The organism is Mycobacterium sp. IDUB_17 (assembly GCF_055419465.1).
Genome location: NZ_JBVAXS010000004.1, coordinates 266663 through 292207 on the forward strand (window position 1 = coordinate 266663; position 25545 = coordinate 292207).

The 25545-nt window shown below is 67.1% G+C and carries 23 protein-coding genes; 13 read left to right on the top strand and 10 right to left on the bottom strand.

Annotated elements, in window-relative coordinates:
• Positions 1-11 precede the first annotated feature (11 nt).
• The 10 genes from ybaK (at position 12) to ampC (ending at position 11613) form a co-directional block, all read left to right on the top strand.
• Positions 12-503: a Cys-tRNA(Pro) deacylase gene (gene ybaK / locus ACZYZ7_RS18800; protein WP_135453265.1), complete on the top strand. Its 492-nt coding sequence runs from the start codon at positions 12-14 to the stop codon at positions 501-503.
• Positions 504-622: 119 nt separating this feature from the next.
• The gene (locus tag ACZYZ7_RS18805) at positions 623-1738 is read left to right on the top strand and encodes an acyl-CoA dehydrogenase family protein (protein ID WP_450070245.1); all 1116 of its coding nucleotides are present in this window, start codon (positions 623-625) and stop codon (positions 1736-1738) included.
• Positions 1739-1740: 2 nt separating this feature from the next.
• Entirely contained in the window at positions 1741-2937 is a 1197-nt protein-coding gene (locus tag ACZYZ7_RS18810; protein ID WP_450070246.1) for an acyl-CoA dehydrogenase family protein, read from the top strand.
• Positions 2938-2942: 5 nt separating this feature from the next.
• Complete coding sequence (locus tag ACZYZ7_RS18815) at positions 2943-5363, top strand: CaiB/BaiF CoA-transferase family protein (RefSeq protein ID WP_450070247.1); 2421 nt, start codon at positions 2943-2945, stop codon at positions 5361-5363.
• A 67-nt stretch (positions 5364-5430) separates the two neighbouring features.
• On the top strand, positions 5431-6351 hold the full coding sequence (locus ACZYZ7_RS18820; protein WP_450070248.1) for a LysR family transcriptional regulator: 921 nt from the start codon (positions 5431-5433) through the stop codon (positions 6349-6351).
• 19 nt (positions 6352-6370) lie between these two features.
• Positions 6371-6916 carry a M15 family metallopeptidase gene (locus ACZYZ7_RS18825; RefSeq protein ID WP_463741708.1) on the top strand — a complete coding sequence of 182 codons (546 nt, stop codon included), beginning with the start codon at positions 6371-6373 and terminating at the stop codon, positions 6914-6916.
• Between the two features lie 92 nt (positions 6917-7008).
• A complete protein-coding gene (locus ACZYZ7_RS18830) occupies positions 7009-7857 on the top strand; it encodes an SDR family oxidoreductase (RefSeq protein WP_135453260.1) in 849 nt (282 codons plus the stop codon).
• Between the two features lie 73 nt (positions 7858-7930).
• Positions 7931-9532, top strand: coding sequence for an HNH endonuclease signature motif containing protein (locus ACZYZ7_RS18835; protein WP_463741497.1), 1602 nt, complete (start codon positions 7931-7933; stop codon positions 9530-9532).
• A 63-nt stretch (positions 9533-9595) separates the two neighbouring features.
• Positions 9596-10399 (top strand): class I SAM-dependent methyltransferase, encoded by an 804-nt coding sequence (locus ACZYZ7_RS18840; protein ID WP_450070250.1) that lies wholly within the window; start codon positions 9596-9598, stop codon positions 10397-10399.
• A gap of 89 nt (positions 10400-10488) precedes the next feature.
• Complete coding sequence (gene ampC / locus ACZYZ7_RS18845; protein WP_450070505.1) at positions 10489-11613, top strand: class C beta-lactamase; 1125 nt, start codon at positions 10489-10491, stop codon at positions 11611-11613.
• A 4-nt stretch (positions 11614-11617) separates the two neighbouring features.
• On the opposite strand, the gene ACZYZ7_RS18850 is transcribed toward ampC, so the two are convergent.
• Genes ACZYZ7_RS18850 through ACZYZ7_RS18865 form a run of 4 tightly spaced genes read right to left on the bottom strand, consistent with a single transcriptional unit; the run spans position 11618 to position 15386 of the window.
• Complete coding sequence (locus ACZYZ7_RS18850) at positions 11618-12463, bottom strand: enoyl-CoA hydratase/isomerase family protein (RefSeq protein WP_450070251.1); 846 nt, start codon at positions 12461-12463, stop codon at positions 11618-11620.
• Positions 12463-13053, bottom strand: coding sequence for a TetR/AcrR family transcriptional regulator (locus ACZYZ7_RS18855; RefSeq protein WP_450070252.1), 591 nt, complete (start codon positions 13051-13053; stop codon positions 12463-12465). The genes ACZYZ7_RS18850 and ACZYZ7_RS18855 overlap by 1 nt, the downstream gene beginning before the upstream one ends.
• A 42-nt stretch (positions 13054-13095) precedes the next feature.
• Complete coding sequence (locus ACZYZ7_RS18860) at positions 13096-14613, bottom strand: DUF7782 domain-containing protein (protein ID WP_450070253.1); 1518 nt, start codon at positions 14611-14613, stop codon at positions 13096-13098.
• Complete coding sequence (locus tag ACZYZ7_RS18865; protein ID WP_450070254.1) at positions 14610-15386, bottom strand: SOS response-associated peptidase; 777 nt, start codon at positions 15384-15386, stop codon at positions 14610-14612. The genes ACZYZ7_RS18860 and ACZYZ7_RS18865 overlap by 4 nt, the downstream gene beginning before the upstream one ends.
• 45 nt (positions 15387-15431) lie before the next feature.
• On the opposite strand from ACZYZ7_RS18865, the gene aroA reads away from it, so the two are divergent.
• The 3 genes from aroA to ACZYZ7_RS18880 all read left to right on the top strand — a co-directional run bounded on the left by aroA (position 15432) and on the right by ACZYZ7_RS18880 (position 18627).
• Positions 15432-16763, top strand: coding sequence for a 3-phosphoshikimate 1-carboxyvinyltransferase (gene aroA / locus ACZYZ7_RS18870; protein WP_450070255.1), 1332 nt, complete (start codon positions 15432-15434; stop codon positions 16761-16763).
• Positions 16764-16769: 6 nt separating this feature from the next.
• Positions 16770-17750: a ribosome small subunit-dependent GTPase A gene (rsgA, locus tag ACZYZ7_RS18875; RefSeq protein ID WP_135453252.1), complete on the top strand. Its 981-nt coding sequence runs from the start codon at positions 16770-16772 to the stop codon at positions 17748-17750.
• Between the two features lie 70 nt (positions 17751-17820).
• The gene (locus ACZYZ7_RS18880) at positions 17821-18627 is read left to right on the top strand and encodes an SDR family oxidoreductase (protein WP_450070256.1); all 807 of its coding nucleotides are present in this window, start codon (positions 17821-17823) and stop codon (positions 18625-18627) included.
• A 25-nt stretch (positions 18628-18652) separates the two neighbouring features.
• Here ACZYZ7_RS18880 and ACZYZ7_RS18885 read toward each other — a convergent pair whose 3' ends face one another.
• The 6 genes from ACZYZ7_RS18885 to ACZYZ7_RS18910 form a co-directional block, all read right to left on the bottom strand.
• A complete protein-coding gene (locus ACZYZ7_RS18885) occupies positions 18653-19051 on the bottom strand; it encodes a hypothetical protein (protein ID WP_135459919.1) in 399 nt (132 codons plus the stop codon).
• A 186-nt stretch (positions 19052-19237) separates the two neighbouring features.
• The gene (locus ACZYZ7_RS18890; RefSeq protein ID WP_135453250.1) at positions 19238-20476 is read right to left on the bottom strand and encodes a fatty acid desaturase family protein; all 1239 of its coding nucleotides are present in this window, start codon (positions 20474-20476) and stop codon (positions 19238-19240) included.
• Positions 20477-20544: 68 nt separating this feature from the next.
• On the bottom strand, positions 20545-21693 hold the full coding sequence (locus ACZYZ7_RS18895) for a ferredoxin reductase (RefSeq protein WP_450070257.1): 1149 nt from the start codon (positions 21691-21693) through the stop codon (positions 20545-20547).
• A gap of 58 nt (positions 21694-21751) precedes the next feature.
• A complete protein-coding gene (locus tag ACZYZ7_RS18900) occupies positions 21752-23176 on the bottom strand; it encodes a metal-dependent hydrolase family protein (protein ID WP_463741498.1) in 1425 nt (474 codons plus the stop codon).
• A 20-nt stretch (positions 23177-23196) separates the two neighbouring features.
• Positions 23197-23712, bottom strand: coding sequence for a DUF6912 family protein (locus ACZYZ7_RS18905; protein WP_135453248.1), 516 nt, complete (start codon positions 23710-23712; stop codon positions 23197-23199).
• A 9-nt stretch (positions 23713-23721) separates the two neighbouring features.
• Complete coding sequence (locus ACZYZ7_RS18910) at positions 23722-25512, bottom strand: BCCT family transporter (RefSeq protein WP_463741499.1); 1791 nt, start codon at positions 25510-25512, stop codon at positions 23722-23724.
• Positions 25513-25545: the final 33 nt, after the last annotated feature.

Sequence of the window (25545 nt, forward strand, 5' to 3'; positions counted from 1 at the left end):
CGCTGAGCGCCGTGGCACGCGCAGCAACACCCGCGATCGCAGCTCTGGTGGCGGCCGGTATCGACCACGAAGTGGTGGCCTACCAGCACGACTCCCGCAACGAGTCGTTCGGCGACGAGGCCGTGGCCCAGCTGGCGGCCGGCGGCATCGTCGCCGAGCAGGTGTTCAAGACGTTGGTCATCGCGTTGCCCAAGGGACTGGCGGTGGCGGTGCTGCCGGTACCGACCAAGCTGTCGCTCAAGGCCGCGGCGGCCGCGTTGGGCGTTCCGAAGGCAGAAATGGCGGATCCGGCGGCAGCGCAGCGGTCCACCGGGTACGTCTTGGGCGGGATCTCCCCGTTGGGCCAGCGCAAGCGCCTGCCGACGGTTGTCGACACCTCGGCGCTGGCCTTCGACAAGGTGCTCTGCAGCGCCGGCAAACGCGGCTTGGACATCGCGCTGTCACCCGAGGACCTGATCCGCGCGACATCGGCGGTGACAGCCGATATCGGCGTTCCCGCCTGAATTCCGGTAAGACGGCGACACCGGCATGTCGCAATCGGAAACGTGTGGGTGTGCGAATGCGTGATTTACACCACGGCTGAGGCCAGATTGCATGGACCCGACGAGGAAGGCGGGTGCACATGACGATCAGCGTGTCCGAGCGAGCGGAACTGGCCGCCGCGGTCTCCGGGTTGCTGCACGACGAATGCACCGAGCAGGACGTGCGCCGGGTGATGGGCACCGACGACGGGTTCGATCGCCGGTTGTGGCGCAAACTCGCCGCCCAGGGCGTCACCGGCCTGCTGGTCGACAGCGAGTACGGAGGCGTCGGGCTCGGCGCCCTCGAGCTCGAGGCCGTCGCCGAAGCGACCGGGGCCGCGCTGCTGCCGGCTCCGTTCCTGTCCAGCGCGGTGCTGGCGTCGGCGCTGATCGGTGCGGCCGGTACCGAAGACGACAAGCGACGACTGCTGCCCGGCCTGGTCGAAGGGACCTCGGTGGGGACCGTCGCGGTGACCGGCTCCCGCGGGACCTGGGCGCCGGAGGGCGTCGCCGTACGCGCCGCGGCCGCCGACGCCCCGGGCGACGCCGACCACACACTGACCGGCAACGCGCACTACGTCATCCACGGTCAGGTGGCCGACGTGATCCTGGTCGTGGCCCGCGTCAACGGAGACTTCGGCATCTTCCAGATCGCTCCCGGCGCCGACGGCTTCGAGCGCACGGCCGCAACGGTTTTCGATCCGACCGTCCCACTGTCGACGTACACGTTCGACGCCACCCCGGCCCGCCGCATCGGCACCACCGGATGGGACGCGGTGCAGGAGGCCCTCGACCTCGCGTTGATCGCGCTGGCCGGCGAACAGGTCGGCGGGACCCGGCGAATCTTCGACATCACCGTCGATTACCTCAAGACCCGGATTCAGTTCGGCCGCCCCATCGGCAGCTTCCAGGCCCTCAAACACATGGCCGCCGACCTGCTGGTGCAGGTGGAATCAGCCACGTCAGCCGCCCAGCACGCCGCGGCCGAACATGACGCGCGAAGCGAAAAGGCCAGTGGCGCAATCGCTCTGGCTGGTTTCACGTGCGCGGAGGCCTACCGCACCACCACCATGTCGGCGATCCAGATGCACGGCGGTATCGGGTTCACCTGGGAACATCCGGCACACCTGTTCCTGCGCCGCGCGCGCACCGGCCTGCAACTGCTCGGCGGTTCGGGGCTGCACCGCGAGCGCTACCTCTCGTCGAAAGGCGCCTGAAGATGACGGCCAACGACCTGCCCAGCGCCGATCAACTGCGCGCCGAGGTGCGCGACTGGCTCGCCCAGAATTGGGCCGGGTTACCGAAATCCACCGATCCGTGGGTCAGCTCGCCCGAGCGGGTGGCCTGGCTGCAGAAGGTGCTCGACGCGGGCTACGCCGTGCCGACGTACCCCACCGAATGGTTCGGGCGGGCGTACCCGAATGCGCTGGCCGCGGTGATCGAGCAGGAATTCCGGGCGGTCAAGGCCCCCGGTGCGCGCCAGGACAAATACAGCATCCCGGCCAACACGGCACTCAAGTTCGGCACCGACCAACTCAAGAACGACCTGGTGCGTGACTTCCTGACCGAACGGATCCGCACCTGCCTGCTGTACAGCGAACCGGGCGCGGGGTCCGATCTGGCCGCGGTGCGCACCACCGCGGTCCGCGACGGTGACGAGTGGGTGATCAACGGCCAGAAAGTGTGGACGTCGGGCGCCACGACGTCCGAGTACGCGCTGCTGATCGCCCGCACCGACTGGGACGTGCCCAAGCACAAAGGCTTGAGCTTCTTCATGATTCCGATGCGTCAGCCCGGCATCGAGGTCCGTCCGCTGGTCCAGATCACCGGCGAATCGCACTTCAACGAGGTGTTCATCACCGACGCTCGGGTGTCCGATGCCTACCTCCTGGGCGGCGAGGGCAACGGGTGGCGGGTGCTGCAGACCGCGCTGGCCTACGAGCGGTCCATCATGGGCGACGGCGGGCGCGGCTCACGCAACCGGACCCGGGCCGACGACCTCATCGGCCTGGCCCGCGAGCACGGCCGCCTGGAGGATCCGGCCGTCCGCAGGGAACTGGCGAACGTGCTGGCGTTGCGGGAACTCAACTCCCTCAACAACGCTCGCGCCAAAGCCGCTGCGGCACAGGGCACATCCAGCTCGATCATGTCGCTGGGCAAGCTGGCGATGTCGAACATCCTGCATGCGGAGGCGCGCCTCAAGACCGAGATCATCGGCGCAGAAGCACTTTTGGCCGGCCCCGACAACCCCGAGGCCGACGACATCAACTTCCTGACCCTCAACGCGTTCTTCACCTCGATCGGCGGCGGCACCGACCAGATCCAGCGCAACATCATCGGCGAGCGCGTCCTCGGACTGGCCAAGGAGCCCGAGGTCGATCGCGACATCCCGTTCCGCCAGGCCCGCCGGAGTTGACACCGATGGCCGACCCGGACGGCTACGACCCGCCATTGGCCGGAGTTCGCATCCTCGACCTGTCGCGCGGACCGATGACGGCGGTGGGACGCCTGCTGGCCGACCTCGGTGCCGCGGTGACCGAGGTGCACCTGCACGGTGTCACCGAAGAACCCGTCGGGCCCATCGCCGAGGGCGCCGGAGTCGATCCCGACTCGGTTGGCATCGCGATCAACCGACACGGGGTGGACACCGTCGTCATCGATCCCTCGATCCCCGATGACCAACGCCGATGGATTCAACTGCTGGCCGGGGCGGACATCCTGATCGAGGGCACCCGCCCCGGGTCGGATGCCGAAAGTGCCTTGGCGGCACGCAACATTCACACTGAACACCCGGGCCTGGTGGTCCTGTCCATCAGCGATTTCGGCCGTGACACCAGCTACCACGACTGGCAGGCCACCACCCCGGTGCTGCACGCACTGACCAGTGAGCTGTCCCGGTCAGGCATCCCGGGACGCGAGCCCCTCGTGCCGCCTGCCGCGCAACTGCCCTATCACGTGGCGGCGGCGCAGGCCGCGGTGATGACCATCAGCGTGTACCTGGACCGATTGCGTACCGGTGAAGGCGATTTCATCGATTTCTCGATCCTCGACGGCGCCATGCAGACACTCGACCCGCCGTACGGGACGGCAGGCACGGCCTCGGCCGGGGTCGCATTGAGCGCGCAACAACGTGACTGGAACGCCGAACGGCTGCGGTACCCGATCATCGCGTGCAAGGACGGGCACGTGCGGATCTGTCTGCTGGCAAAACGCCAGTGGCACGGCATGTTCGAGTGGATGGGCCGCCCTGTTCAGTTCGCCGATCCGTCGTTCGACCGGCTGCGGGTGCGGTTCAGCTCACCGGAACTGATGTCGGCGATCGGGCGATTTTGCGCCGGGCAGACTCGGGCCGAGCTGGAGGTCGCCGGCCAGCGGCACGGGGTGCCGACGGCGGCGGTGCTGACCCTGGCCGAAACCCTCGGCACCGAACAGGTCAAGAGCCGCGGGTACTTCCACGAGGTCGATCTGTCCCCCGGAATGTCGGCGCCGGTGCCGGCAGGTGTCGTCGAGATCGACGGGCACCGGGCCAACACGGTGAACGTGTCCGAGCCCGCGGGGGCCGGCCACCCGCGCCGCCTTGATGTCGCGCCGCTGCTCGCCGGTCGCCGGCGCCGCGACGAGGGCCTGCCGCTGGAGGGGGTGCGCGTACTGGATCTCGGCGTGATCGTCGTCGGATCCGACACCGGACGACTGTTCGGCGACCTCGGCGCCGACGTCATCAAGATCGAGAACTCGGCCTTCCCGGACGGACTGCGCGGCAATCTGACCTCCATGTCGCAGACCTACGCCGCCGGCCACCGCAACAAACGCTCGATCGGCATCGATCTGCGGACGCCGCAGGGCCGGGCGCTTGCGCACCGACTGGTCACCCATTCCGACGTCGTGCTGACGAACTTCAAACCGGGCGTGGCCGAGACCCTCGGAATGGACTACCGGAGCTTGCGGGAACTGAACCCGGGCATCGTGGTGGTCGACAGTTCGGCGTTCGGACCCAGCGGGCCGTGGGCGGAACGGATGGGCTACGGCCCACTGGTGCGGGCGGCCGCAGGCTTTACCGACCTGTGGGTGTACCCCGACGAACCGGAGTCGTTCTGCGACACGGTCACCGTCTACCCCGATCACGTGGCGGCCCGGATCGGTGCCCTCGGCGCGCTGACTCTGCTGCTGCGCCGCGAACGCACGGGCACCGGCGGGTCTGTCAGCGTCGCGCAATCGGAGGTGATGCTGAGCCACCTGGCCGGCGAGATCGCCGCCGACGTCCTGGTGCGGCGCGGGCACGAACCCACGGTCGAACCCGTCCACGACGCCCCCTGGGGCCTGTTTCCGGCCGCAGGCGAGGATCGCTGGCTCGCCGTGACCGTGCGCGACGACGCCGATTGGCACGCGCTGTGCGGGGTGATCGATCGTCCGGATCTCGGCGTGGATGAACAGTTGCGGACCCGCACCGGACGGGACGCCCACCGCAACCGCGTCGACGAGGCCGTGCGTGCCTGGACGTCGCAGCGCCCGGCGACCGAGGCGATGAATCTGCTGCAGGCGGCAGGTGTTCCGGCCGGCGCAGCGCTGCGCGCCGCCGAGGTCGCCGACTGGGACTACTACGTGCAGCGCCGCGCTTTCCGCGAGGAACTGCACCCCCACGCCGACGAGCCGTTCACGATGGAGAACGTGCAGATCCATTCGGATCGCATCGCTGATCCACCACTGCTACAGGCGCCACTGCTCGGCGAGCAGACCCGGGAGATCGCCGCCGAACTGCTCGGCATGGACGATGCCGACATCGACGGGCTGATCAGCGCCGGGGTGCTCGAAGTTCCACAGACCGTGCAAGCGACCGGACGCTGATCACGCATCTCGTACGATTCGGGGATCACACCCCGAATACCGCCCTCGCACAGCCGGAAATGACCGCATGGACTTCACCAGACTCTCCTACTTCGTGGCGGTCGCGGAGGAACTGCACTTCAAGCGGGCCGCCGACCGGCTGAGGATCACGCCTCCGCCGCTGAGCAAGCAGATCAAGCTGCTGGAGAAGGAGCTCGGCGGGCCGCTCTTCGAGCGCAACTACCACGAGGTCCGCCTGACGCCGCTGGGCGCCAAGCTGCTCGGTCCCGCCCGCGAGATCCTGCGCCAGGTCGATGAGTTGAAGGCCACCGCGGTACGGCTCACCGAGGGAGCCGCGACGGTCCGGGTCGGCGCAACCGCTTATGCGCCATCAGATTTCGTGGCTCAGGTCCGGACCGCCGTCGCCAACCTGGCCGTGCCGACCGAGTTCAGTGTTCCCGGGTCGGCTGCGGAGGTGACGGCCAAGCTCGTGTCCGGCCACCTCGACCTCGGGCTGATCCATCTGCCCACCTCCGACAAGCGGTTGCAATACCGCGTGGTGGCCACCTTCCAGGGCGCGGTCGCGGTGCGTTTCGACGATCCGCTGGCGACCGAGGACCTGGTGTCGATCGAGGAATTACGCGATCGCGACGTGGTGATCGACTTCGCCCGGCCCAATCCGGTCATGCTGGCCGGCCTGACCCGAGCGCTGAACGCACGCGGGGTGACGCGCATCGTGCGCACCACCAACCAGTTCGGCGGCGAACTGGAGATGGCTGCCCAGGTGTCCAACCGCCACCTCGTCGCGCTGGTGCCCTACGCACCCGAATCGCTGATCGGCAAGATCTTCTCCCCGCCGGAGTTCACGCTGGTGCCCATCGACGAGAGCACCTGGTCACCGGCCCGGATCGCCTTGGCCTGGGTGCCCGATCGACTGAAGAACCCGGCGGAGATCGAGGCGCTGGTGGCCGAGTTGGCGTTGGTACTGGCCCGCGCGCGGGCGCAGTAATGTGTTTCCGGTGATGCCGATGATGGTGGGGGCAAGTGTGGTCTCGAGCGTCGCCGCACTGGCGGCCCTGCTCGGCACGTCCGCACCCGCACCACAGATCCGTCTGGTCGACGACACCGTCCCGATGACCCAAGGTGACGGATCACTGTCCGACGGGCAGGTCCTGACCCCGTTCGACGTGCAGAACCCGGCGATCGGCCGGCTGGATCCTCGGCTGCTGGCCGCCATCCAGAACGCCGCCAATGCCGCGGCCGCCGACGGCGTGACCATGACGATCAACTCGGGCTGGCGGTCCGCTGACTTCCAGCAGTCACTGCTCGACCAGGCGGTGCAGACCTACGGAAGCCTCGCCGCCGCACGCCAGTACGTGCAGACGCCGACCGCGTCCCGGCATGTCACCGGGGAGGCGGTCGATGTCGGCGGTCCGCAGGCCGATCGCTGGCTGATCGCCAACGGTGGGCGCTTCGGGCTGTGCCAGATCTATGCCAATGAGCTGTGGCACTTCGAACTCGTCGCCGACCCGGCGGGCAACTGTCCCCCGCTGCAGGCCGACGCCGCGGGCTGAACCGCGCCGATTTCTACCTGAGGGTTGTGGAAAACGTCGACCAACAGCCCAGGCGTAGAAACTGGCGACCTAGAGGCGCTTATCGTGTCCCTATGACTCTGTCCGGGAAGACCATGTTCATCTCCGGCGCCAGCCGCGGTATCGGCCTGGCGATCGCCAAGAAGGCCGCCGCCGACGGCGCCAACATCGCGCTGGTCGCCAAGACCGCCGAACCGCATCCCAAGCTCGAAGGCACCGTTTACACCGCGGCCAAGGAGATCGAGGAGGCCGGCGGGCAGGCCCTGCCGATCGTCGGTGACGTCCGCGACGGCGACTCGGTGGCAGCCGCGGTCGCCAAGGCCGTCGAGCAGTTCGGCGGCATCGACCTCTGCGTCAACAACGCCTCGGCGATCAATCTCGGCTCCATCGAGGAGGTGCCGCTGAAGCGCTTCGATCTGATGAACGGGATCCAGATCCGCGGCACCTATGCCGTGTCGCAGGCCTGCATTCCGCACATGAAGGGTCGCGAAAACCCGCACATCCTCACCCTCTCCCCGCCGATCCGGCTGGAATCCGAGTGGCTCAAGCCGACCGCGTACATGATGGCGAAGTTCGGAATGACGTTGTGCGCGTTGGGTATCGCCGAAGAGATGCGGGAGGCGGGCATCGCTTCGAACACACTGTGGCCGCGCACCCTGGTGGCCACCGCAGCGGTGCAGAACCTGCTCGGCGGTGACGAGGCGATGGGTCGCGCCCGCAAGCCTTCGGTGTATGCCGATGCGGCGTACACGATCTTCAACAAGCCGGCGCGGGAGTACACCGGGCAGAGCCTGCTGTGCGAGGACGTCCTACTCGACAACGGTGTCACCGATCTGTCCGTGTACGACTGTGTGCCCGGATCGGACCTCGGCGTGGACCTGTGGGTGGACACCCCCAACCCGCCGGGATACGTCCAGCCGTAGCCGGGCGCGGCGACCTTCAGCGACAACCTGAAAAACATTGCCGCCGTGCAAATTCACGACTACCATCGAACATGTGTTCGAATTGCTCGATCGGCCGGCGCTCAGTGCACTCACTGACGCCGCGCTGATCGACACCCTCGACCACCGCACCCGCGCTGAAGCCGTTGAAGCCGCCGGGCGCCTGGCCGTCATCGCCGAGATCGTGGCCCGCCACTGCGACGACGAAGACGACGCATCCGCCTACCGCGCGATCGACGGCTGGGAAACCGCCACAGCTGCAGTCGGCGCCGCCTGCAACCTCAGCCGCGGTGCCGCCTCCGCCCAGATGCGCATCGCCGAGGCATTGCGCGAACGGCTCCCCAAGGTCGCCGCCGTATTCGCCCGCGGAGACATCTCGGCCAAAGTGATCTCCACCATCACCTGGCGCACCCAACTCGTCACCGACGATGACGCATTGGCACTGATCGACACCGCCCTGGCCGGCGCCGCCACCACCTATGGCGCGCTGACCGCCACCAAAACAGAACACGCCATCGATGTGTGGGTGGAAAAATTCGACCCCGCCGCCGTGCGCAAGACCCGCACCGCCGCACGAGAGCGCGACATCCACTTCGGTGACCCCGACGATCCCAACGGCACCGTCTCCATCTGGGGACGACTCCTGGCCACCGACGCAGCCCTGATCAAAAACCTGCTCAACACCATGGTCCGAGGAGTCTGCGACAACGACCCGCGCACCATCGGGCAACGCCGGTCCGACGCACTGGGCGCCCTCGGCGCCGGAGCCGACCACCTCACCTGCCAATGCGGCAACCCCGACTGCCAAGCCACCGGCATCGACCCCCGCTCCCGTGCCGTTGTCATCCATCTCCTCGCACAAATGCTGCCCGAGTGGGCCACACACGGTGACGAGAAGCACGGTGACACAGGCGAAGACGAGACTGATGCCGGTGCCGGTTCCGACACAGGGGTCGGGCCACCCGCACATGCACTCCGGGACCCGGCGCAGCTTCCCCGGGACCCACGCATCCACGGCGAACCCGACCTCAGCGAATACGGCGCCGACCGCGTACCGGCCGTAACCGGCTCTCCCGCAATCATTCTCGGCGGCGGGGTCGTGCCCGCACCGCTGCTCGCGGAGCTGATCGTCACCGGCGCCACCGTCAAACACGTCACCAACTCCGACGATCTCACGGCTCAAGCCAGCTACCGGCCCTCAACAAGACTGGCCACATTCGTCCGAATGCGCGACCTCGTGTGCATGTTCCCCGGCTGCGGAGTAGCAGCCCACAATTGCGACCTCGACCACACCACGCCCTGGCCCGCCGGTGCCACCCACCCCGGCAACCTCGGACCCAAATGCCGAACCCACCACCTGATCAAAACCTTTGAGACCGGCCAGAACGGCTGGACCGACATCCAGCACCCAGACGGCAGCCACACCTGGACCGCGCCGACCGGCCACACCTACCAGACCACACCCTTCAGCCAGATCCTGTTCCCCGACTGGGCCACCCGCACCCCGGCCCCATCCGCGAAGTCGGCCCCCACGGCCACCATCGACCGGCACATGAAAATGCCGGTCCGCCAACGCACGCGCCGACAAACCCGCACCCAACGCATCAACGCTGAACGCCGCCTCAACACCGAGCTCGACAAACCTCCGCCTTACTAATCGAACTCGATGGCTTCGTTGATCTGATCGAGGCGGTACCGTCGCGTCGCTAGGCTCGTCTGCATGCCTGACCCACAACTCACTGACCCGCGACCCACCAACTGGGCCGCCGGCCGCTACCAGGCCGTCGCCGAACGCATCGCCGTCATCGCCGATGAGGTCGTCTCCGCAGCCGATGGGTTGCGGCCGGTGCGTGACACCGAGCTTGTTGATCTGGCCTGCGGTACCGGAAGCGCGGCGCTGGCAGCCGCCGAAGCCGGCGCCCAGGTCACCGGCGTGGATCTCACCGCCGAGTTGATCGCCATCGCCGCCGAGCGCCCGCGTGCCGATGCGGTGCAGTGGGTGGTCGCCGACGCTGCGCACACCGGCCTGCCCGACGGCGGGTTCGGCACGGTGGTGTCGAACATGGGCATCATCTTCGTCGAGCCCACGAGCCTGGTCGCCGAGGTCACCCGACTGCTGAAACCCGGCGGGGTGTTCGCGTTCTCCACCTGGGTCCGCGATGAGGCGGGCAACCCGTTCTTCACCCCGATCGTCGAGACCCTGGGCCGGCCGCCGGCCTCGGTGTATTCGCCCGATCAGTGGGGCGACCTCGACGTCGTGCAGTCCCGGCTGGCCGCGGGGTTCGACGAGGTGCAGTTCGAAACCGGTTCACATACCTGGCAATTCGACTCGGTCGAGTCCGCGGCGGGCTTCATCGCCGACGAATCACCGATGCATGTGGACCTGCTGAGCCGGCTGGACGAGCCGATGCGGGGCCGCCTGCTCGACGCGTTCAACGCCGCGCTGAGCGCACAGGCCGACAAGGAGGGCCGGGTAGCCTTCGACGCACCCTATGCCGTGGTCACCGCGCGCCGTAAAACATGAATCACGTTGTCTGACAGATAATTCCAGAGAAGAAGGAATGCCAGTTGCGGAGCAGCACCAAAGCGGTCACGCCATTGCTCATCGTCATCATGATTCTCGGCACACTGGCCGGCCCGACTGCTGCCGGAAGTCCCGATGCGCTCGCGACCACCGTGGACCGTGCGTTCCGACCGCTCATGGCCCAGTACGACATACCGGGCATGTCCATAGCGGTGACGGCCAACGGTCAACAGCGCTACTTCAATCTCGGCGTGGCCAACAGACAGAGCGGGATGCCGGTGACCCCGCATACCCTCTTTGAGATCGGTTCGGTCAGTAAGACGTTCACCGGGACACTGGCGTCCTACGCGCAAGCACTCGGGCGAATCTCGCTGACTGATCACCCCAGCACCTACATGCCGCAGTTGACGGGCAGCGCCATCGACAAAGCCGACCTGCTCAACCTCGGCACCTTTACCGCGGGTGGATTGCCCCTGCAGTTTCCGTCGGACGTCACAGATGACGCCCAGATGCAGACCTACTTTCAGCAGTGGGAACCCGATGCCACCCCCGGGCAGCAGCGGCGATACTCCAACCCGAGCATCGGCCTGCTCGGCCACCTCACCGCACTGGCGATGAACCGTGACTTCAGCGACCTTATTGAAGGGGAGATCTTCCCGAAGCTGCAGTTGCACCACAGCTACATCCGAGTGCCGCAATCCCAGATGGCCGACTACGCCTGGGGCTACAACGCCGACAACGAGCCAATCCGGGTGAACCCAGGCGTTTTCGATGCCGAAGCCTACGGCGTCAAGTCCTCTGCGGCTGACTTGCTCCGTTTCGTCGAAACCAACATCGAGCCGAACGATCTTGAGGCACCGATGCGCGATGCTGTCCAAGGAACGCACGTCGGATATTTCAAGACAGGCGACATGATCCAAGGGCTCGGCTGGGAACAGTATTCCTACCCGGTCACCCTCGACCGGCTGCTGGCAGGCAACTCAAACACCATGGCCATGCAGCCGAATCCGGCTACTCCGCTCACGCCCCAACCCACCTCGACCCCGGCGCTGTTCAACAAAACCGGCTCTACAGATGGTTTCGGCGCCTATGTCGTGTTTGTACCCGACAAACGGATCGGCCTGGTGATGCTCGCGAACAAGAACTATCCGATCGCCGCGCGCGTCACCGCGGCCCACGCTGTCCTGCAACAGCTTTCGACCGAAAAGCCGTAGCTGTCTAGCGGGGACGTGTCTTACCGGACAACATGGTCTCGACACTGTCGGCGAAGGCCGCGGTGGTGAAGCAGGTCGGTTCGGCGAACTCTTCGAGCGTGAGCGCATCGTTCCAACTGGCGTCGGCCGCGGCGCGCAACAGGGGTTTGGCCATCGCGACCGCGTGCGGCGGCAGCGCAACGACACGCGAGCACCACGCATCTGCGGTTTCGAGCAGCTTCTCGTGAGCGACGACCTCGTGCACCAGCCCCAGCCGCTGCGCGGTTTCGGCGTCGATGTGCTCACCTTTCAGGTAGTAGGCAAGCGCGCCCTGATAGCCGAGCCGCCGGGTCAGCGCCCAGCTGGTGCCGACCTCCGGGATCAATCCGAGGCGCGCGAAGGCGGGCACGATGACGGCCTTCTCACTGGCGATGGTCAGATCGCAGGTCAGCGCCCAGGCCAGCCCGACGCCGGCCGCGGGCCCGTTGAGGGCAGCCACGAAGATGGTGTCCGAACCCGCGATGAGCCGAGCGATGCCACCGAATTCGCGTCGTATCCAGCGCCATACGTCCGCGGTTCCCTCGCCCTGATACCGACTCTCGATGGCTGCGCGCATCATGCGCAAGTCGCCGCCCGCGCTGAAGCCCGGATCGGCGCCCGTCAGCACCACGGCGCGAATGTTGTTGTCGGCGGCCAGATCTTCCAGCGCCCGGCGTAACTGCCGGACCAGCGGTGCGGACAGGACGTTCAGCCGGTCGGGTTCATCAAGAGTCACCACGGCGCGATCACCGCTGCGGTCGACGAGAATCCGTTGTGGAGCGTCCGGGTCGTCCCCGTCGGCCACCATGCTGCGATACAAGGGTTTGTCCATCACGAGACCTCCTCAACTGGTCTGGCCTGCAGTGCTTTCCATGCCGCATCGGCGAATGTCTCGACGACATCGCCGTCCATGTCGGCGGTGTCGCCGGCTACCCAGTAGCGGGCGTACTCCTGTGCGGGACCGAGCCACAGTGCGGCGGTGATACCCGGCCGCATGTCGACGAGCGCCCCGTAGGCGTGGTGCGGGCGCCACCAGTCCCGGATGGTCGCGAAGAAGTTCTGGTTGGCGACACGCAGCTCCGGGCTGTCCAGCCGATCGCCCAGCAGAAGCGCCGCCTCACCGCGGTGGGCCGCCACCCAGTTCAGATGGTTGCGGACACCGCCACGGATCCCGTCTTCGGCGGTGGCTTGTTCGCGCAGCATGGCCAGGAAACCCACCTGGTACTCGGTCATGAGCTGTGCGTAGACCGCCGCCGCCAACGCGGGTTTGTCGGGGAAGTGATGGTAGAGCGATCCGACGCTCACCTCGGCCTCGCGCCGCACCTCGTCCAGTGTCGGGGCAATGGTCCCCTCGGCCGCGAAACGACGACGCGCAACCGATATCAATCGGTCTCGCGCACCTTTGGCCCTGGACGGTGGCACGAGAAACACTCTAACAAAACCGAGGAATCCTCTAGAACCCCGTCACTCTGCCTGATAGAGGATTCCGCGACCGATCGCCGCACGCACCTCCGGCAGTGCGGCCTGCGCCAGTGCATCGGCATCCACCCCGTGATGGGCGGCGAGCAGCTGGATCAAGGTGCCCAGGGGCACCTCACCGCGGCAACCTGCCAGCAGCGCCCGCAGTACCTCGTCGACTCCGATCACCGCGGCCGGGCCGCCGGGGCGGCGCACCGCGGCGCCGACCTGCTGCCACCCGTCCGGTCCGGGAAGCGACTGTTCCTCCAGGAACACCGGCGCCGTGGAGAGCCGCGCCGCCAGCAACGCGTCGTCGGAAGTGTCGCGCAGGTAGGCCCGCCGGGCGAAGAACGCATCCACTTCCGGGCCGGTGAGCGCCTCGTCGGCCCCGGTGATCTCCTCGAGGATCTGCTCGGGTGTTGCCCCGTCACGCGGGACCCGCAACGAGATCATGCCCATCCCGATTCCGGCGATGCCCTGTTCGGCGAACCAGTCGAGCCATCGCCCGCCACGCTGCGCCTGCTGGTCGAGGTCCTCGCCGGCGTCGGCCAGCCACAGCGACACATAGCTGACCGGATCGGCCAGTTCACGCTGCACCGCCCAGGCATGCAGGCCGGTTCCGGCCAGCCAGCCAGAAACACGTTGGCGCCAGGTCTCGCCTTCTTTACCGTCGCGCACGATCCAGTTGGCCATGATGTGCGCGGTACCGCCCGGCAGCAGATGGTCGCCTACCTGTTCGATGAGGCTCTGGCACAACGCATCTCCGGCCAGACCGGAGTCCCGGTAGATGTAGTCGCGGGCACCGGAGCCCACCACGAACGGCGGATTCGACACGATCAGGTCGAAACGTTCGCCGGCCACCGGCTCGAACAGGCTGCCGTGCCGCAGATCCCACGCCATACCGTTGAGCCGCGCGGTCATCGCCGCCAGGGCCAGAGCCCGCTCGTTGGTGTCGGTTGCGACGATCTCGTCGCAGTGCGCGTTCAGATGCAGAGCCTGGATACCGCATCCGGTGCCGAGATCGAGCGCGCGGCCGGCGGGGTTGCGCGTCACCGCACGGGCCAGTGACACCGACGCCCCACCGATGCCCAGCACATGGTCGTGGCGCAACGGCCCACGCCGCACCGCAGCGTCCTGATCCGACACCACGTAGAAGTCCCGCTCGCCGTCACTGTGCGGCCGGATGTCCAGGGCCGCCCGCACCATGTCACCGTTGATCTCCAGAACGCCATTGGCGGCCAACGTCTGCAGGCTGACGGACGGGAACGCCGCCTCGACCGACGGCGGCGTCTCCTCGGTGCCCAACAGCAGAAGACGCACCATTACGCCCAGGCGCTGACGGTCGGCCGGCACGGCATGGGTGACACGCAGGGCGGGCCACCACACGCCCCGGCTCAGCGCGGCGTTGGCGTCGGCGCCCAGCAGATCGGCCACGCCGTCGGTGGTGAACCCGGCCGAGCGGAGGTCGGCACCGATCGCGTCGACGACGTCTACATCAACGCCGCCACCCCCGAAACCGCTCAAAACAACCCCATCTCTTCTTCGGGCCCCGCCGGCTCGATGAGCTCCGGGCCGTTGTTGCGGACACTGTTGACCAGTCGCGACACCTCGCGAACCGCGATCCGGTCCAGATCCCCGTGGCCGCGCAGCAGCCCCTCGTCGATCGGCGCGTCGGGATCCATCCAGCGGTCCCAGTCAGTCGCACTGATGGTCAGCGGCATCCGATCGTGGATCTCGGCGAGCGGACCGGCCGCATCGGTGGTGATGATCGTGCAACTGAGCAGGGGCGGCGCGTCCCTGGGGGCCCCTTGGGGGCGCCACGTGGTCCACAGCCCCGCCATGAACAGCAGCTCACCGTCGGCGCCGTACATGTAGTACGGCGTCTTGGCTTTCTTGTTTGCGTCCGGATTCGGCTTCCACTCGTACCAGCCGTCCATCGGGATCAGGCAGCGCTTGTTCTTGGCGGAGTTGCGGAATGCCGGTGAGCTGGTGACCTTGTCGGCGCGCGCGTTGATCAACAACGGGCCCTTGGTGTCGGGGCCGCCGCCCTCGGCGGTTTTCACCCACGGCGGGATCAGTCCCCAGCGCATCGAGCGGACGCGGCGCGTCGACTCGTCGGTGGGTTCGCTGTGCCGTTTGACCACGCTGCTGATGGTCGTGGTGGGCGCGACGTTGTAGTTCGCGCCCGCGACATCCTTGTCCCCCGAGCTCGCCGTGCTCGACGCGCTCTCGTCGATGGCCTGGATTTTCTGCGCCAGCAGCGCGGGATCGGTGGTCACCGCGAAACGTCCACACATAGTGCCCATGGTTGCAGAATCGGCGGACAAGGCAGGATGTAGTGCGTGAGCGCGCGTGAGGAACGGTGGGAGCACTGGCCGGCTCCGTCGACGACAACCCCGGTCGATGCCACGGTGACGGTGCCCGGTTCGAAGTCTCTGACCAACCGCGCGCTCGTGCTGGCCGCGCTGGCCACCGCACAGGGCCCCTCGACGGTCCGCGGCGCGCTGCGTAGCCGCGACACCGATCTGATGATCGACGCCATCCGCACCTTGGGTGTCACCGTGCAACCGGCCGAACACGACGACACCGAGTTGACGGTCAGCGGCGGTATCGCGCCGGCCACCGATGCCCGGGTCGACTGCGGACTGGCCGGCACTGTGCTGCGGTTCGTGCCGCCGGTCGCAGCGCTGAGTACCACCTCGGTGACGTTCGACGGCGATGAGCAGGCCCGGTCCCGGCCCATCGCCCCACTGCTCGACGCGCTGCGCGGTCTGGGGGTGGATGTCGATGGTGACGCGCTGCCGTTCGCGGTGCGCGGCCGTGGCGCCGTGGCCGGCGGCACGGTCGAGATCGACGCCTCGGGCTCCTCGCAGTTCGTCTCCGGGCTGTTGCTGTCCGGTGCGACGTTCGCCGACGGGCTCACCATCGTGCACACCGGCACCTCGGTGCCCTCGGCCCCGCATGTGTCGATGACGGTGGCGATGTTGCGTGACGCCGGCGTGCTGGTCGACGACTCCGTCCCCAACCGGTGGCGGGTGTCCCCCGGCCCGGTCGCCGCACGGGACTGGAGCATCGAGCCTGACCTGTCCAACTCCACGCCGTTTCTGGCCGCCGCGATCGTCACCGGCGGAACGGTGCGGATCGCCGGCTGGCCGTCGGTGAGCATCCAGCCTGCCGACACGATCCTCGACCTGCTCACGAAGGTGAATGCGACTGTTCACCAGCGTGATTCACATCTGGACGTCAGTGGGACGCAGAACGGTGACGGGTACCCCGGATTTGAGGCCGACCTGCACGATGTGGGCGAGCTGGCCCCCACCGTCGCCGCACTGGCCGCACTGGCCCGTGACGGCGCGACGTCGCAGCTGCGGGGCATCGCGCATCTGCGCGGGCACGAGACCGACCGGCTGGCGGCACTGACCACCGAGATCAACGGGCTCGGCGGCGACTGCCGCGAGACCGAGGATGGCCTGCTCATCACGGCGCGGCCGCTGCACGGCGGTACCTGGCGCTCCTATGCCGACCATCGGATGGCCACGGCCGGCGCGATCATCGGCCTGCGGGTGCCCGGTGTGGAGGTGGAGAACATCGCGACCACGGCCAAGACCCTGCCGGACTTCCCGTCGATGTGGGCGCAGATGCTGGCGGGCGACCCGCCTGTGAGGGGGAAGTAAGCCACCTTGGGAGCGCGGGATTACGACGAGTCCGATGTCCGGATCAGGCCGGGTAAAGGCTCGCGTCCGCGCACCAAGACCCGGCCGGACCACGCCGATGCCCAGTCGGCGATGGTGGTCACCGTCGACCGTGGCCGGTGGGGCTGTGCGCTCGACCGCGACCCGCATCACCGCGTGGTCGCCATGCGGGCCCGTGAACTGGGCCGCACCCCGATCGTGGTCGGCGACGACGTCGACATCGTCGGCGACCTGTCCGGGCGGCCCGACACCCTGGCCCGCATCGTGCGCCGCGGTGAGCGCCGAACAGTGTTGCGCCGCACCGCCGATGACACCGATCCGACCGAACGTGTCGTGGTCGCCAATGCCGATCAGCTGCTGATCGTGGTGGCGCTGGCCGACCCGCCCCCGCGCACCGGGTTCGTCGAACGAACACTGATCGCCGCCTACGCCGGAGGGCTGAAACCCATTCTGTGCCTGACGAAGTCGGACCTGGCCCCGCCGGAACCCTTCGCTGCACAGTTTGCCGACCTGGACCTGACCATCGTCAACGCCGGCCGAGAAGATCCCCTGGAGGCAGTCGCCCCGCTGCTGATCGATCAGGTCACGGTGTTCCTCGGCCACTCCGGGGTCGGCAAATCCACCCTGGTGAATCGTCTTGTCCCAGAGGCAGACCGGGCAACCGGCGAGGTATCCGGGGTGGGCAAGGGCAAGCACACCTCCACCCAGTCGGTGGCGCTGCCGCTCGATGGAACCGGTTGGGTGATCGATACCCCGGGGATCCGCTCGTTCGGCCTGGCCCACATCCAACCCGATGACGTGATCTTGGCGTTCTCTGACCTGGCGGAGACCATCGACGACTGTCCGCGCGGGTGCGGCCACATGGGCCCGCCCGCCGACCCGGAGTGCGCCCTGGACAATTTGTCCGGCCCGGCGGCCGGCCGCGTCGCGGCCGCTCGTCGCCTGTTGGCGGTTCTGAAGGAAGCCTGATCGCTTCTCGCGTACCGCTGGCCGGCACATCGCGCAAATCCACCGCCGCGGCGCACTAGGGTCGCTGATTGTGGCTACTTATGTTCTCACCGGCAGCGCCTCGGGACTTGGCGCTGCGACCAAGAAACGGCTGGAGTCCGACGGACATCGGGTGATCGGCGTCGACCTGCGCGATGCCGACGTGAACGTCGACCTGAGCACCCCGGACGGGCGCGCGGAAGCGATCGCGAAGGTCACCGAGCTGGCCGGCGACGGTATCGACGGTTTCGTCCCGTTCGCCGGGCTGGCCGCCGCAGCCGGCCGTCCGGCGCACCTGCTGATCGCCGTCAACTACTTCGCGGCGGTCGAGCTGCTGGAAGGTCTGCGCCCGCTGCTGGCCAACCGCGAGAACGCTTCGGTGGTACTGATCAGCTCGAATTCGACTACCAGCCAACCAAATTGGCCGGTCGAGATGGCCGAGGCCTGCCTCGCCGGCGACGAGGCGGGCGCCAACACCGTCGCCTCCACCTATGGCGATTTCGCGGCGCTGCAGGCCTACCCGGCCACCAAGGCCGCACTGGCGTACTACGCGCGCACCAAGTCCGCGGAGTACATCGCCGAAGGCATCCGGCTCAACGCGATCGCACCCGGGCTCATCGATACGCCGATGACCCAGGAGGGGCGCAAGGACCCACTGACCGGCGAGGCGATGGAGCAGTTCCTCAAGACCATCCCGGCCGGACGCGGCGGGCGGCCCGAAGAGGTGGCCGCACTGGTGGCGTTCCTCCTCGGCCCCGAGGCGGGTTACTTCGTCGGGTCGGTCATCTTCATCGACGGCGGTACCGATGCCGCGTTCCGCGGGAAAGACTGGCCGAAGGTCTGGGAGCTGAATATGTGACGCGCCCCGGCGAGGTCAAGCCAGCTCAGTGCTTGGTCTTGGCCTCGTCGGCCGCTGCCTGCTGCTGCTGCTGTTCGGCCTGCTGCTTGGCCGCCGCGATGGCGGCGCGTCCCTCCGGGCTGGCGGCCGAGTTGCCCGGCGTCTTCGCCGACGCCACCCCGGCATTGCAGTTGAGGTTTAGCAGCACGGTGTCGGTGACCGGTGCGAAATTGTCACCCTTGTGCCAGGACGCCTTTTCCGAACTGGTGACCACGCAGTCGTCGTCGGATTCCGAATCACCGGAGCGGGTCGCGATGACACCCTTCATGCCGGAACCGGCCAGCGCCGACTGCACGTCAGAGTACTTCTGGCCCGCGTAATCGTCGGCCGCGGCGACACCGGTGGCCAGCGCACCCATGGGGACGACCGAGGCACAGAGCACCATGGCAGCCGCGCCGAGCTTCCTCTTCACGAGCGACAGAGTATGAGCGACGGCTGCGAGGAACCTGGGAGTACGTAGGGCGATTGCTTGGAATATGGCATCCGGTCAGACACGAATGTGGGCTTGCGCTCTCCGATCCCGACGGATCTTCGAACACAAGCCCACATTCGATGAAGAAACTGGATGAAGCTACTTGCGGCGCCAGCCCCGCACCGTCTCGATGGCCGTCTTCAGGCCACGACGGCGTCCGGTGTCGGGATCGGTGACGCCGTAGCCTTCGAGCTCCGTGAACATCCGCTCACTACGAGTTTCCGGGGCGTTGTCGGCCGTGTCCTTCAGGAACCGGTCCGGCAGCGACAGCTTGGCGATGGTGCGCCAGGTCTTGCCGTACTGCACCAGGAACGGTCCCGTGGTGTAAGGCAGGTCGTACTTGTCGCACAGCGCCCGCACCCGGACCGCGATCTCGGCGTACCGATTGCTCGGCAGATCCGGGAACAGGTGATGCTCGATCTGGTAGCTCAGGTTGCCGCTCATGAAGGCCAGCGCCCGACCCGAGTCGAAGTTGGCACTGCCCAGCATCTGCCGTAGGTACCACTGCCCGCGGCTCTCACCGACCATGTCGGTCTTGGTGAATTTCTCTGCGCCATCGGGGAAATGGCCGCAGAAGATCACCGCGTTGGCCCACACGTTGCGGATGACGTTGGCCACCGCATTGGCCTTCAAGGTGGACTTGAAGGTCGCGCCGGGCGACAGCGACGTCAGCGCCGGCCACACCACATAGTCCTTGGCCAGCTGATGGCCGGCCTTGACGCCGAACTCGCGGACCCGGACCAACGTGGCGTTGCGATTGTCGCGGCCCTTGAAGATCTTGCCGAGCTCCAGGTGCTGCAGCCCCACGCCCCACTCGAAGCCGATCGCGAGGAGGGTGTTGAACAGCAGGTTGCCGTAGAGGTTGAACGGCTTCCACCTGGCATCCCGGGTCACGCGGATGACGCCGTAGCCCACGTCATCGTCCATGCCGAGGATGTTCGTGTACTTGTGGTGCATGAAGTTGTGGGTGAACCGCCAGTGCTTGGACGCCCCGCTCATGTCCCACTCCCACGACGAGGAGTGAATCTCGGGATCGTTCATCCAATCCCACTGGCCGTGCATGACGTTGTGGCCGATCTCCATGTTCTCGATGATCTTGGCCACGCCCAGGGTTACGGTGCCCGCCCACCACGCCGAACGCTTGGAGCTCGCCGCGAGCATGACGCGGCCGGCGACGTCGAGCGCACGCTGTGCCGCGATGGTGCGGCGGATATAGCGCGCATCGCGCTCACCGCGGGAGTCTTCGATGTCCTGCCGGATCGCGTCGAGTTCTATGCCCAGGTTCTCGATGTCGGCATCGGTCAGATGCGCGAATGCGGGAACGTCGGTAACTGCCATCGTCAGCCTCCTCTCAATTACCTACGGTAGCGTAACCTACGATTCCGTAGGTTACTAGCCAGTAAAGTCTAGACGTCCAGAACACAGTCGCCGGAAGCAGCCGAAACACACGTCTGGATCCGGGTGCCCGGGTCATGCTCGACACCGGTGCGCAGATCGCGCACATGCCCGTCGACCAGACCCACCACGCACGACTGGCAGATCCCCATCCGGCAGCCGAACGGCATCTGGATACCGACCTGCTCCCCCGCATCCATCAACGGCGTCGCCCCGTCAACGGTGACCTGCTTGCCGGTGCGCTCGAACGTCACCGTGCCCCCGGCGCCATGCGGAGCCGCCCGCGATACCGCGAACCGTTCCAGGTGCAGGCTGTCAGCGATACCGGCCGCCGCCCACACCCGCTCGGCGTCGTTGAGCATGCCTTCCGGCCCGCATGCCCACGCTTGACGCTCACGCCAATCGGGAACCACGTCGCCGATCTGCGCCAGATCAAGCCTGCCCTCGGTCCGCGTACTGCGCAACAGCAGCCGGTAGCCGGGATGCGCATCGTGCAGCGCCGCCAACTCCTGGCCGAACATCACGTCGGATTCCGTTGGCGCGGAATGCACATGCACGATGTCGGTGATCTGGTCGCGGCGCTCCAGGGTGCGCAGCATCGACATCACCGGGGTGATGCCCGAGCCCGCCGTCACGAACAACACCGTTGCCGGCGCCGGATCGGGCAAGACGAAGTTGCCCTGTGGCGCGGCCAACCGCACCACGGTTCCGGGACGCAGGCCGTCGACCAGATGAGTCGACAAGAAGCCTTCGGGCATCGCCTTGACGGTGATCGTGATGGTGCGCGCACCTGCCGCAGGGGATTTCTCCGGCGTCGAGGTGAGCGAATACGACCGCCAGCGCCACCGCCCGTCGATCAGCACACCGATGCCCACAAACTGGCCGGCCTCGTAGTCGAACGAGAATCCCCAACCCGGTTTGATCACCAATGTCGCGGAATCAGCCGTTTCCCGCCGCACCTCGACGACCCGGCCACGCAACTCCCGCGCCGACCACAACGGGTTGGCCAGCTTGAGGTAATCGTCGGGCAGCAGCGGGGTGGTCACCTGACCGACGATGCGGCGGAGAGCATTCCAGCCGGGACGCCGCGCAGCGCCGGCAATCGTGGGACGGACCGTGTCGGCCACATTGGCCGAGACTTTGATGGAGTTCTTGGCCATGAACCTACGGTACCGTAGGTTACTGCCACGTAGCTAGTCGCACGACTGCTGTTGCAGGTCAGGACACCAAAGTGTTCTTGTACGTTTTCCCGTCCTTCATGATCACCTTGAAGTTGCGTTCCGGATCGGCCACCAGGTCCAGGCGTGCCAACGGGTCGCCGTCGACCAGCAACAGATCCGCCAGTGCACCCTCCTGAACCACGCCCAGCTTGCCGGCGTAGGGGCTGCGCTTGCCCGACATCGCCAGCAGTTCGGCGTTGGTTCCGGTGGCCATCGTCAGCGTCTCGGCGGGCGAGAACCACTTACCGAGACCGGCCAGCAGCGCACCCTGTTTCGGCGCCAGCTGCGGCGAGAACAAGATGTCCGTGCCGAAGGCCGTCTTGAGCTTGTACTTGCGGGCCAACTGGTAGACGTTGTTGACACCGTCGACGATCTCCTTGGCCTTGGCGGCCTCGTCGGAGCCCGGCGGGAACGCACCGATCATCTCGGCCGGGATGGGCTGCGTGCTCAGCCAGATGTTCTTGTCCGCCATCTCCTTTGCCGTCGCCTCATCCATCAGGTGGGCGTGCTCGATGCACGTGACGCCGGCACGGATCGCCTGCTGGATGGTCTGCGGGGTATAGGCATGCACCGTCACGTACGTGCCCCAGTTGCCGCCCGCCTCGGTGGCCGCCCGCAGTTCGGGTTCGGTGAAGGTGGTGACGTCGAGCGGGCTGTGCGGCGAGGACACCCCGCCCCCGGCGGTCAGCTTGATCTGCGACGCGCCCTGGAACAACTGCTCACGGGCGCGCATCCGCACCTCGTCGGGACTGTCGGCGACCATGGCGGCGCCGAGTTCCTCCTGGCGCGACAGCGGGCCACCCGGATTACGCGGAAGGTCCGCGGGCGTACGGAAATCACCGTGGCCGCTGGTCACCGTGATGATCGCGCCGGACGGGTAGATGCGTGGTCCGTCGATGACCCCTTCGTCGATGGCCTGCTTGAGACCGAAGCTCGGGCCGCCGAGATCACGGACCGTGGTGAACCCGCGCATCAGAGTGTCGTTGGCCTCGGCGCCGGCCAACAGGTTGAGGTACCCCGGATCCAAGGTCGTCAACTGGGTCACCGGCGGCCTCACGAGCATCGTGTGCCAGTGGTTGTCGATCAGCCCCGGCATCAACGTCCGGCCGCCGCCGTCGATCACCGTGGCCCCCGACTCTTCCGGCAGCGCCTCGGTGGAGATCCGCTCGATCCGGTTGCCCTTGACCCGCACGTTCGACGGCGCGGACAGCCGATCACTGTGGCCGTCAAAGATTTTGACGTTCCGGAAGTCCGTGATGGCCATCCCGGCGGCAGAAGGTGCCGGAGGCGGCGGCGCCGGCGCGGACTCTGCCGGTCGGTCGGGCTCGGAAGATCCGGCCGATGAGGTGTCGCCGTCACCGGCCGAACACGACACACTGGCCAAGATCACCGCCATCGACGCCAACAGCCCGAATGCGCGCATGAAGATCCTTGCCTCGTCGGTCAGAGCAGTTCGAGCAGGAACGGCAATTCTTGCGGGGCGTACCACGCGAGGTCGTGATCCTGGGCGTCTCCCACCGTGAGTTCGGCGTCCTCATCCCCCAGATCCGCATCGTCGATGGCGTCCACGGCGGCCAGCACCGCCGGCTCCGCATCGGCGTTGTCGACGTACACCGCGACGACGGCGTCGATCGGCAACGGCCCGGACAACCGCACGACGGCGTCGTCGAGGTCGGGCCGGATCGTCACCTCCACATCGGCCCCCGTATCCGCCACCACCACGGCACGGCGCGGCGGCAGGCCCGAGTCCGGCCGCGAATCCGCACCCGCGAGCAACCGCAGCGAGGCCAACGCGGCCTCCCGCAACGCCACCTCGGCGAGTTCGTCGTCGTCGCCCTCGGCGTAGGCCTCCCGCAGCGTCGGGGTGACCGCGAAGGCGGTTCCGTTCACGACGAGCAGGTGGCGGTCGGCGACAAGCTGCTGCAAGGCGACCAGAGTCGTCGGGATGTAGACGCGCACACCGCGACCCTAGCCGTCCTCGGCGTCCTTTCGATCCGCGGCTTGCGGGTCCTTCTCCACCGAAATCACGAAGTCGTCGCCATGCTGGGTGACACCGCTGACCACGGCGCTACTCACCGCCTCCACCGCGTACTGACGACGAACCACCAACGGATCCTGGCGAAGGTCGCGCACAAGTGCCACCGCGAGACCGATCATCACCAGCACGAACGGCACCGCGACGACGATGGTGATCGACTGCAGACCGTTGAGGGCATCGGCACCACCTACCAGCAGCATCACCGCGGCGACCGCACCGGTGGCGACACCCCAGAAGATCACCGTCGGGCGGGTCGGTTTGATGGTGCCGCGCTCGGACAGCGAACCCATCACGATCGACGCGGCGTCAGCGCCCGACACGAAGAAGATGGCGACCAGCACCATCACCACGACGCTGGTGACAGTAGCGATCGGATATTCACCGAGCAGGCTGAACAACTGCCGCTCCTGGCTGCCCATACCTGCGAGGTCCACACCGTTCTGCTGCTCGAAGATGGCCGCACCGCCGAACACACAGAACCAGACCAGCGACACCACGCTGGGCACCAGCAGCACCCCGGTCACGAATTGCCGGATGGTGCGGCCCCGCGAGATCCGGGCGATGAACATGCCGACGAACGGGGTCCAGGAGATCCACCACGCCCAGTAGAAGATGGTCCAGTCCTGGAGCCAGGCGCTGACCGCGGGGCCCTCGGCCCCGGTACGGGCTGCCATCTGCGGGAGGTCTCCCAGGTAACTGCCGATCGCCGTCGGAATCATGTCCAGCATGAACATCGTGGGACCGACCACGAAGATGAACAGGGCCATCGCCACCGCCAGCACCATGTTGGTGTTGGACAGCCATTGAATCCCGCGCGCGACCCCGGACACCGCCGACAGGACGAACGCGATGGTCAGGACCGTGATGATGATGATCAGGATGGCATTGCCGGTCTCACCGATCCCCGTGACGATGTGCAACCCGCTGCGGATCTGCAGCGCGCCGAGCCCCAGTGAGGCGGCCGACCCGAACAGCGTGGCGAAGATCGCCAGCATGTCGATCACCTTGCCCCACGGCCCGTTGGCACGTTTGCCCAGCAGGGGCTCGAACGCCGCACTGACCAGCTGCAGCCTGCCCTTGCGATACACGCCGTAGGCGATGGTCAGGCCGACGACCGCATAGATCGCCCACGGATGCAGCGTCCAGTGGAACATCGTCGTCGCCATCGCGGTCTGCGCGGCCTCGGGATTGCCGGGTGCGCCGGTGCCCGGCGGCGGGGAGGCGAAATGCGACAACGGCTCGGAGACTCCGAAGAACATCAGACCGATCCCCATACCGGCGCTGAACATCATTGCCACCCAGGACACCGTGCGGAACTCCGGCTCATCGTCGTCACGGCCCAACGGGATGTTGCCGTAACGGCTCATGGCCAGCCAGATCACAAAGACCACGAACCCCGACGCGGTCAGGACGAAAAGCCAACCGACATCTGCCATCACCCAACTGAGCGCGTTCGACGACGCCGCGGCAAGCGAATCCGTGCTGACGAATCCCCAGACCAGGAAAGCGAGAGCGATGGCGGCGGTGACGCCGAAGACCACCCAGTCCACCCCGGCTCGCCGGGTATAGGCCTTCTGCTCCACCGGAACATCGAGCGCCGGATGGTGCGGCACCACATCGGTGACGCGCGACTTGAGCGTGCCTTGCGTTTTCTTTACTGCGGTTTCGTCGGCTTCTTGCGTGTGCTTGTCGGATCTACTTTTTCGTATCTCAGCTGGCATGATCAATTCATCAGACCGCGAATTGCAGCTCAG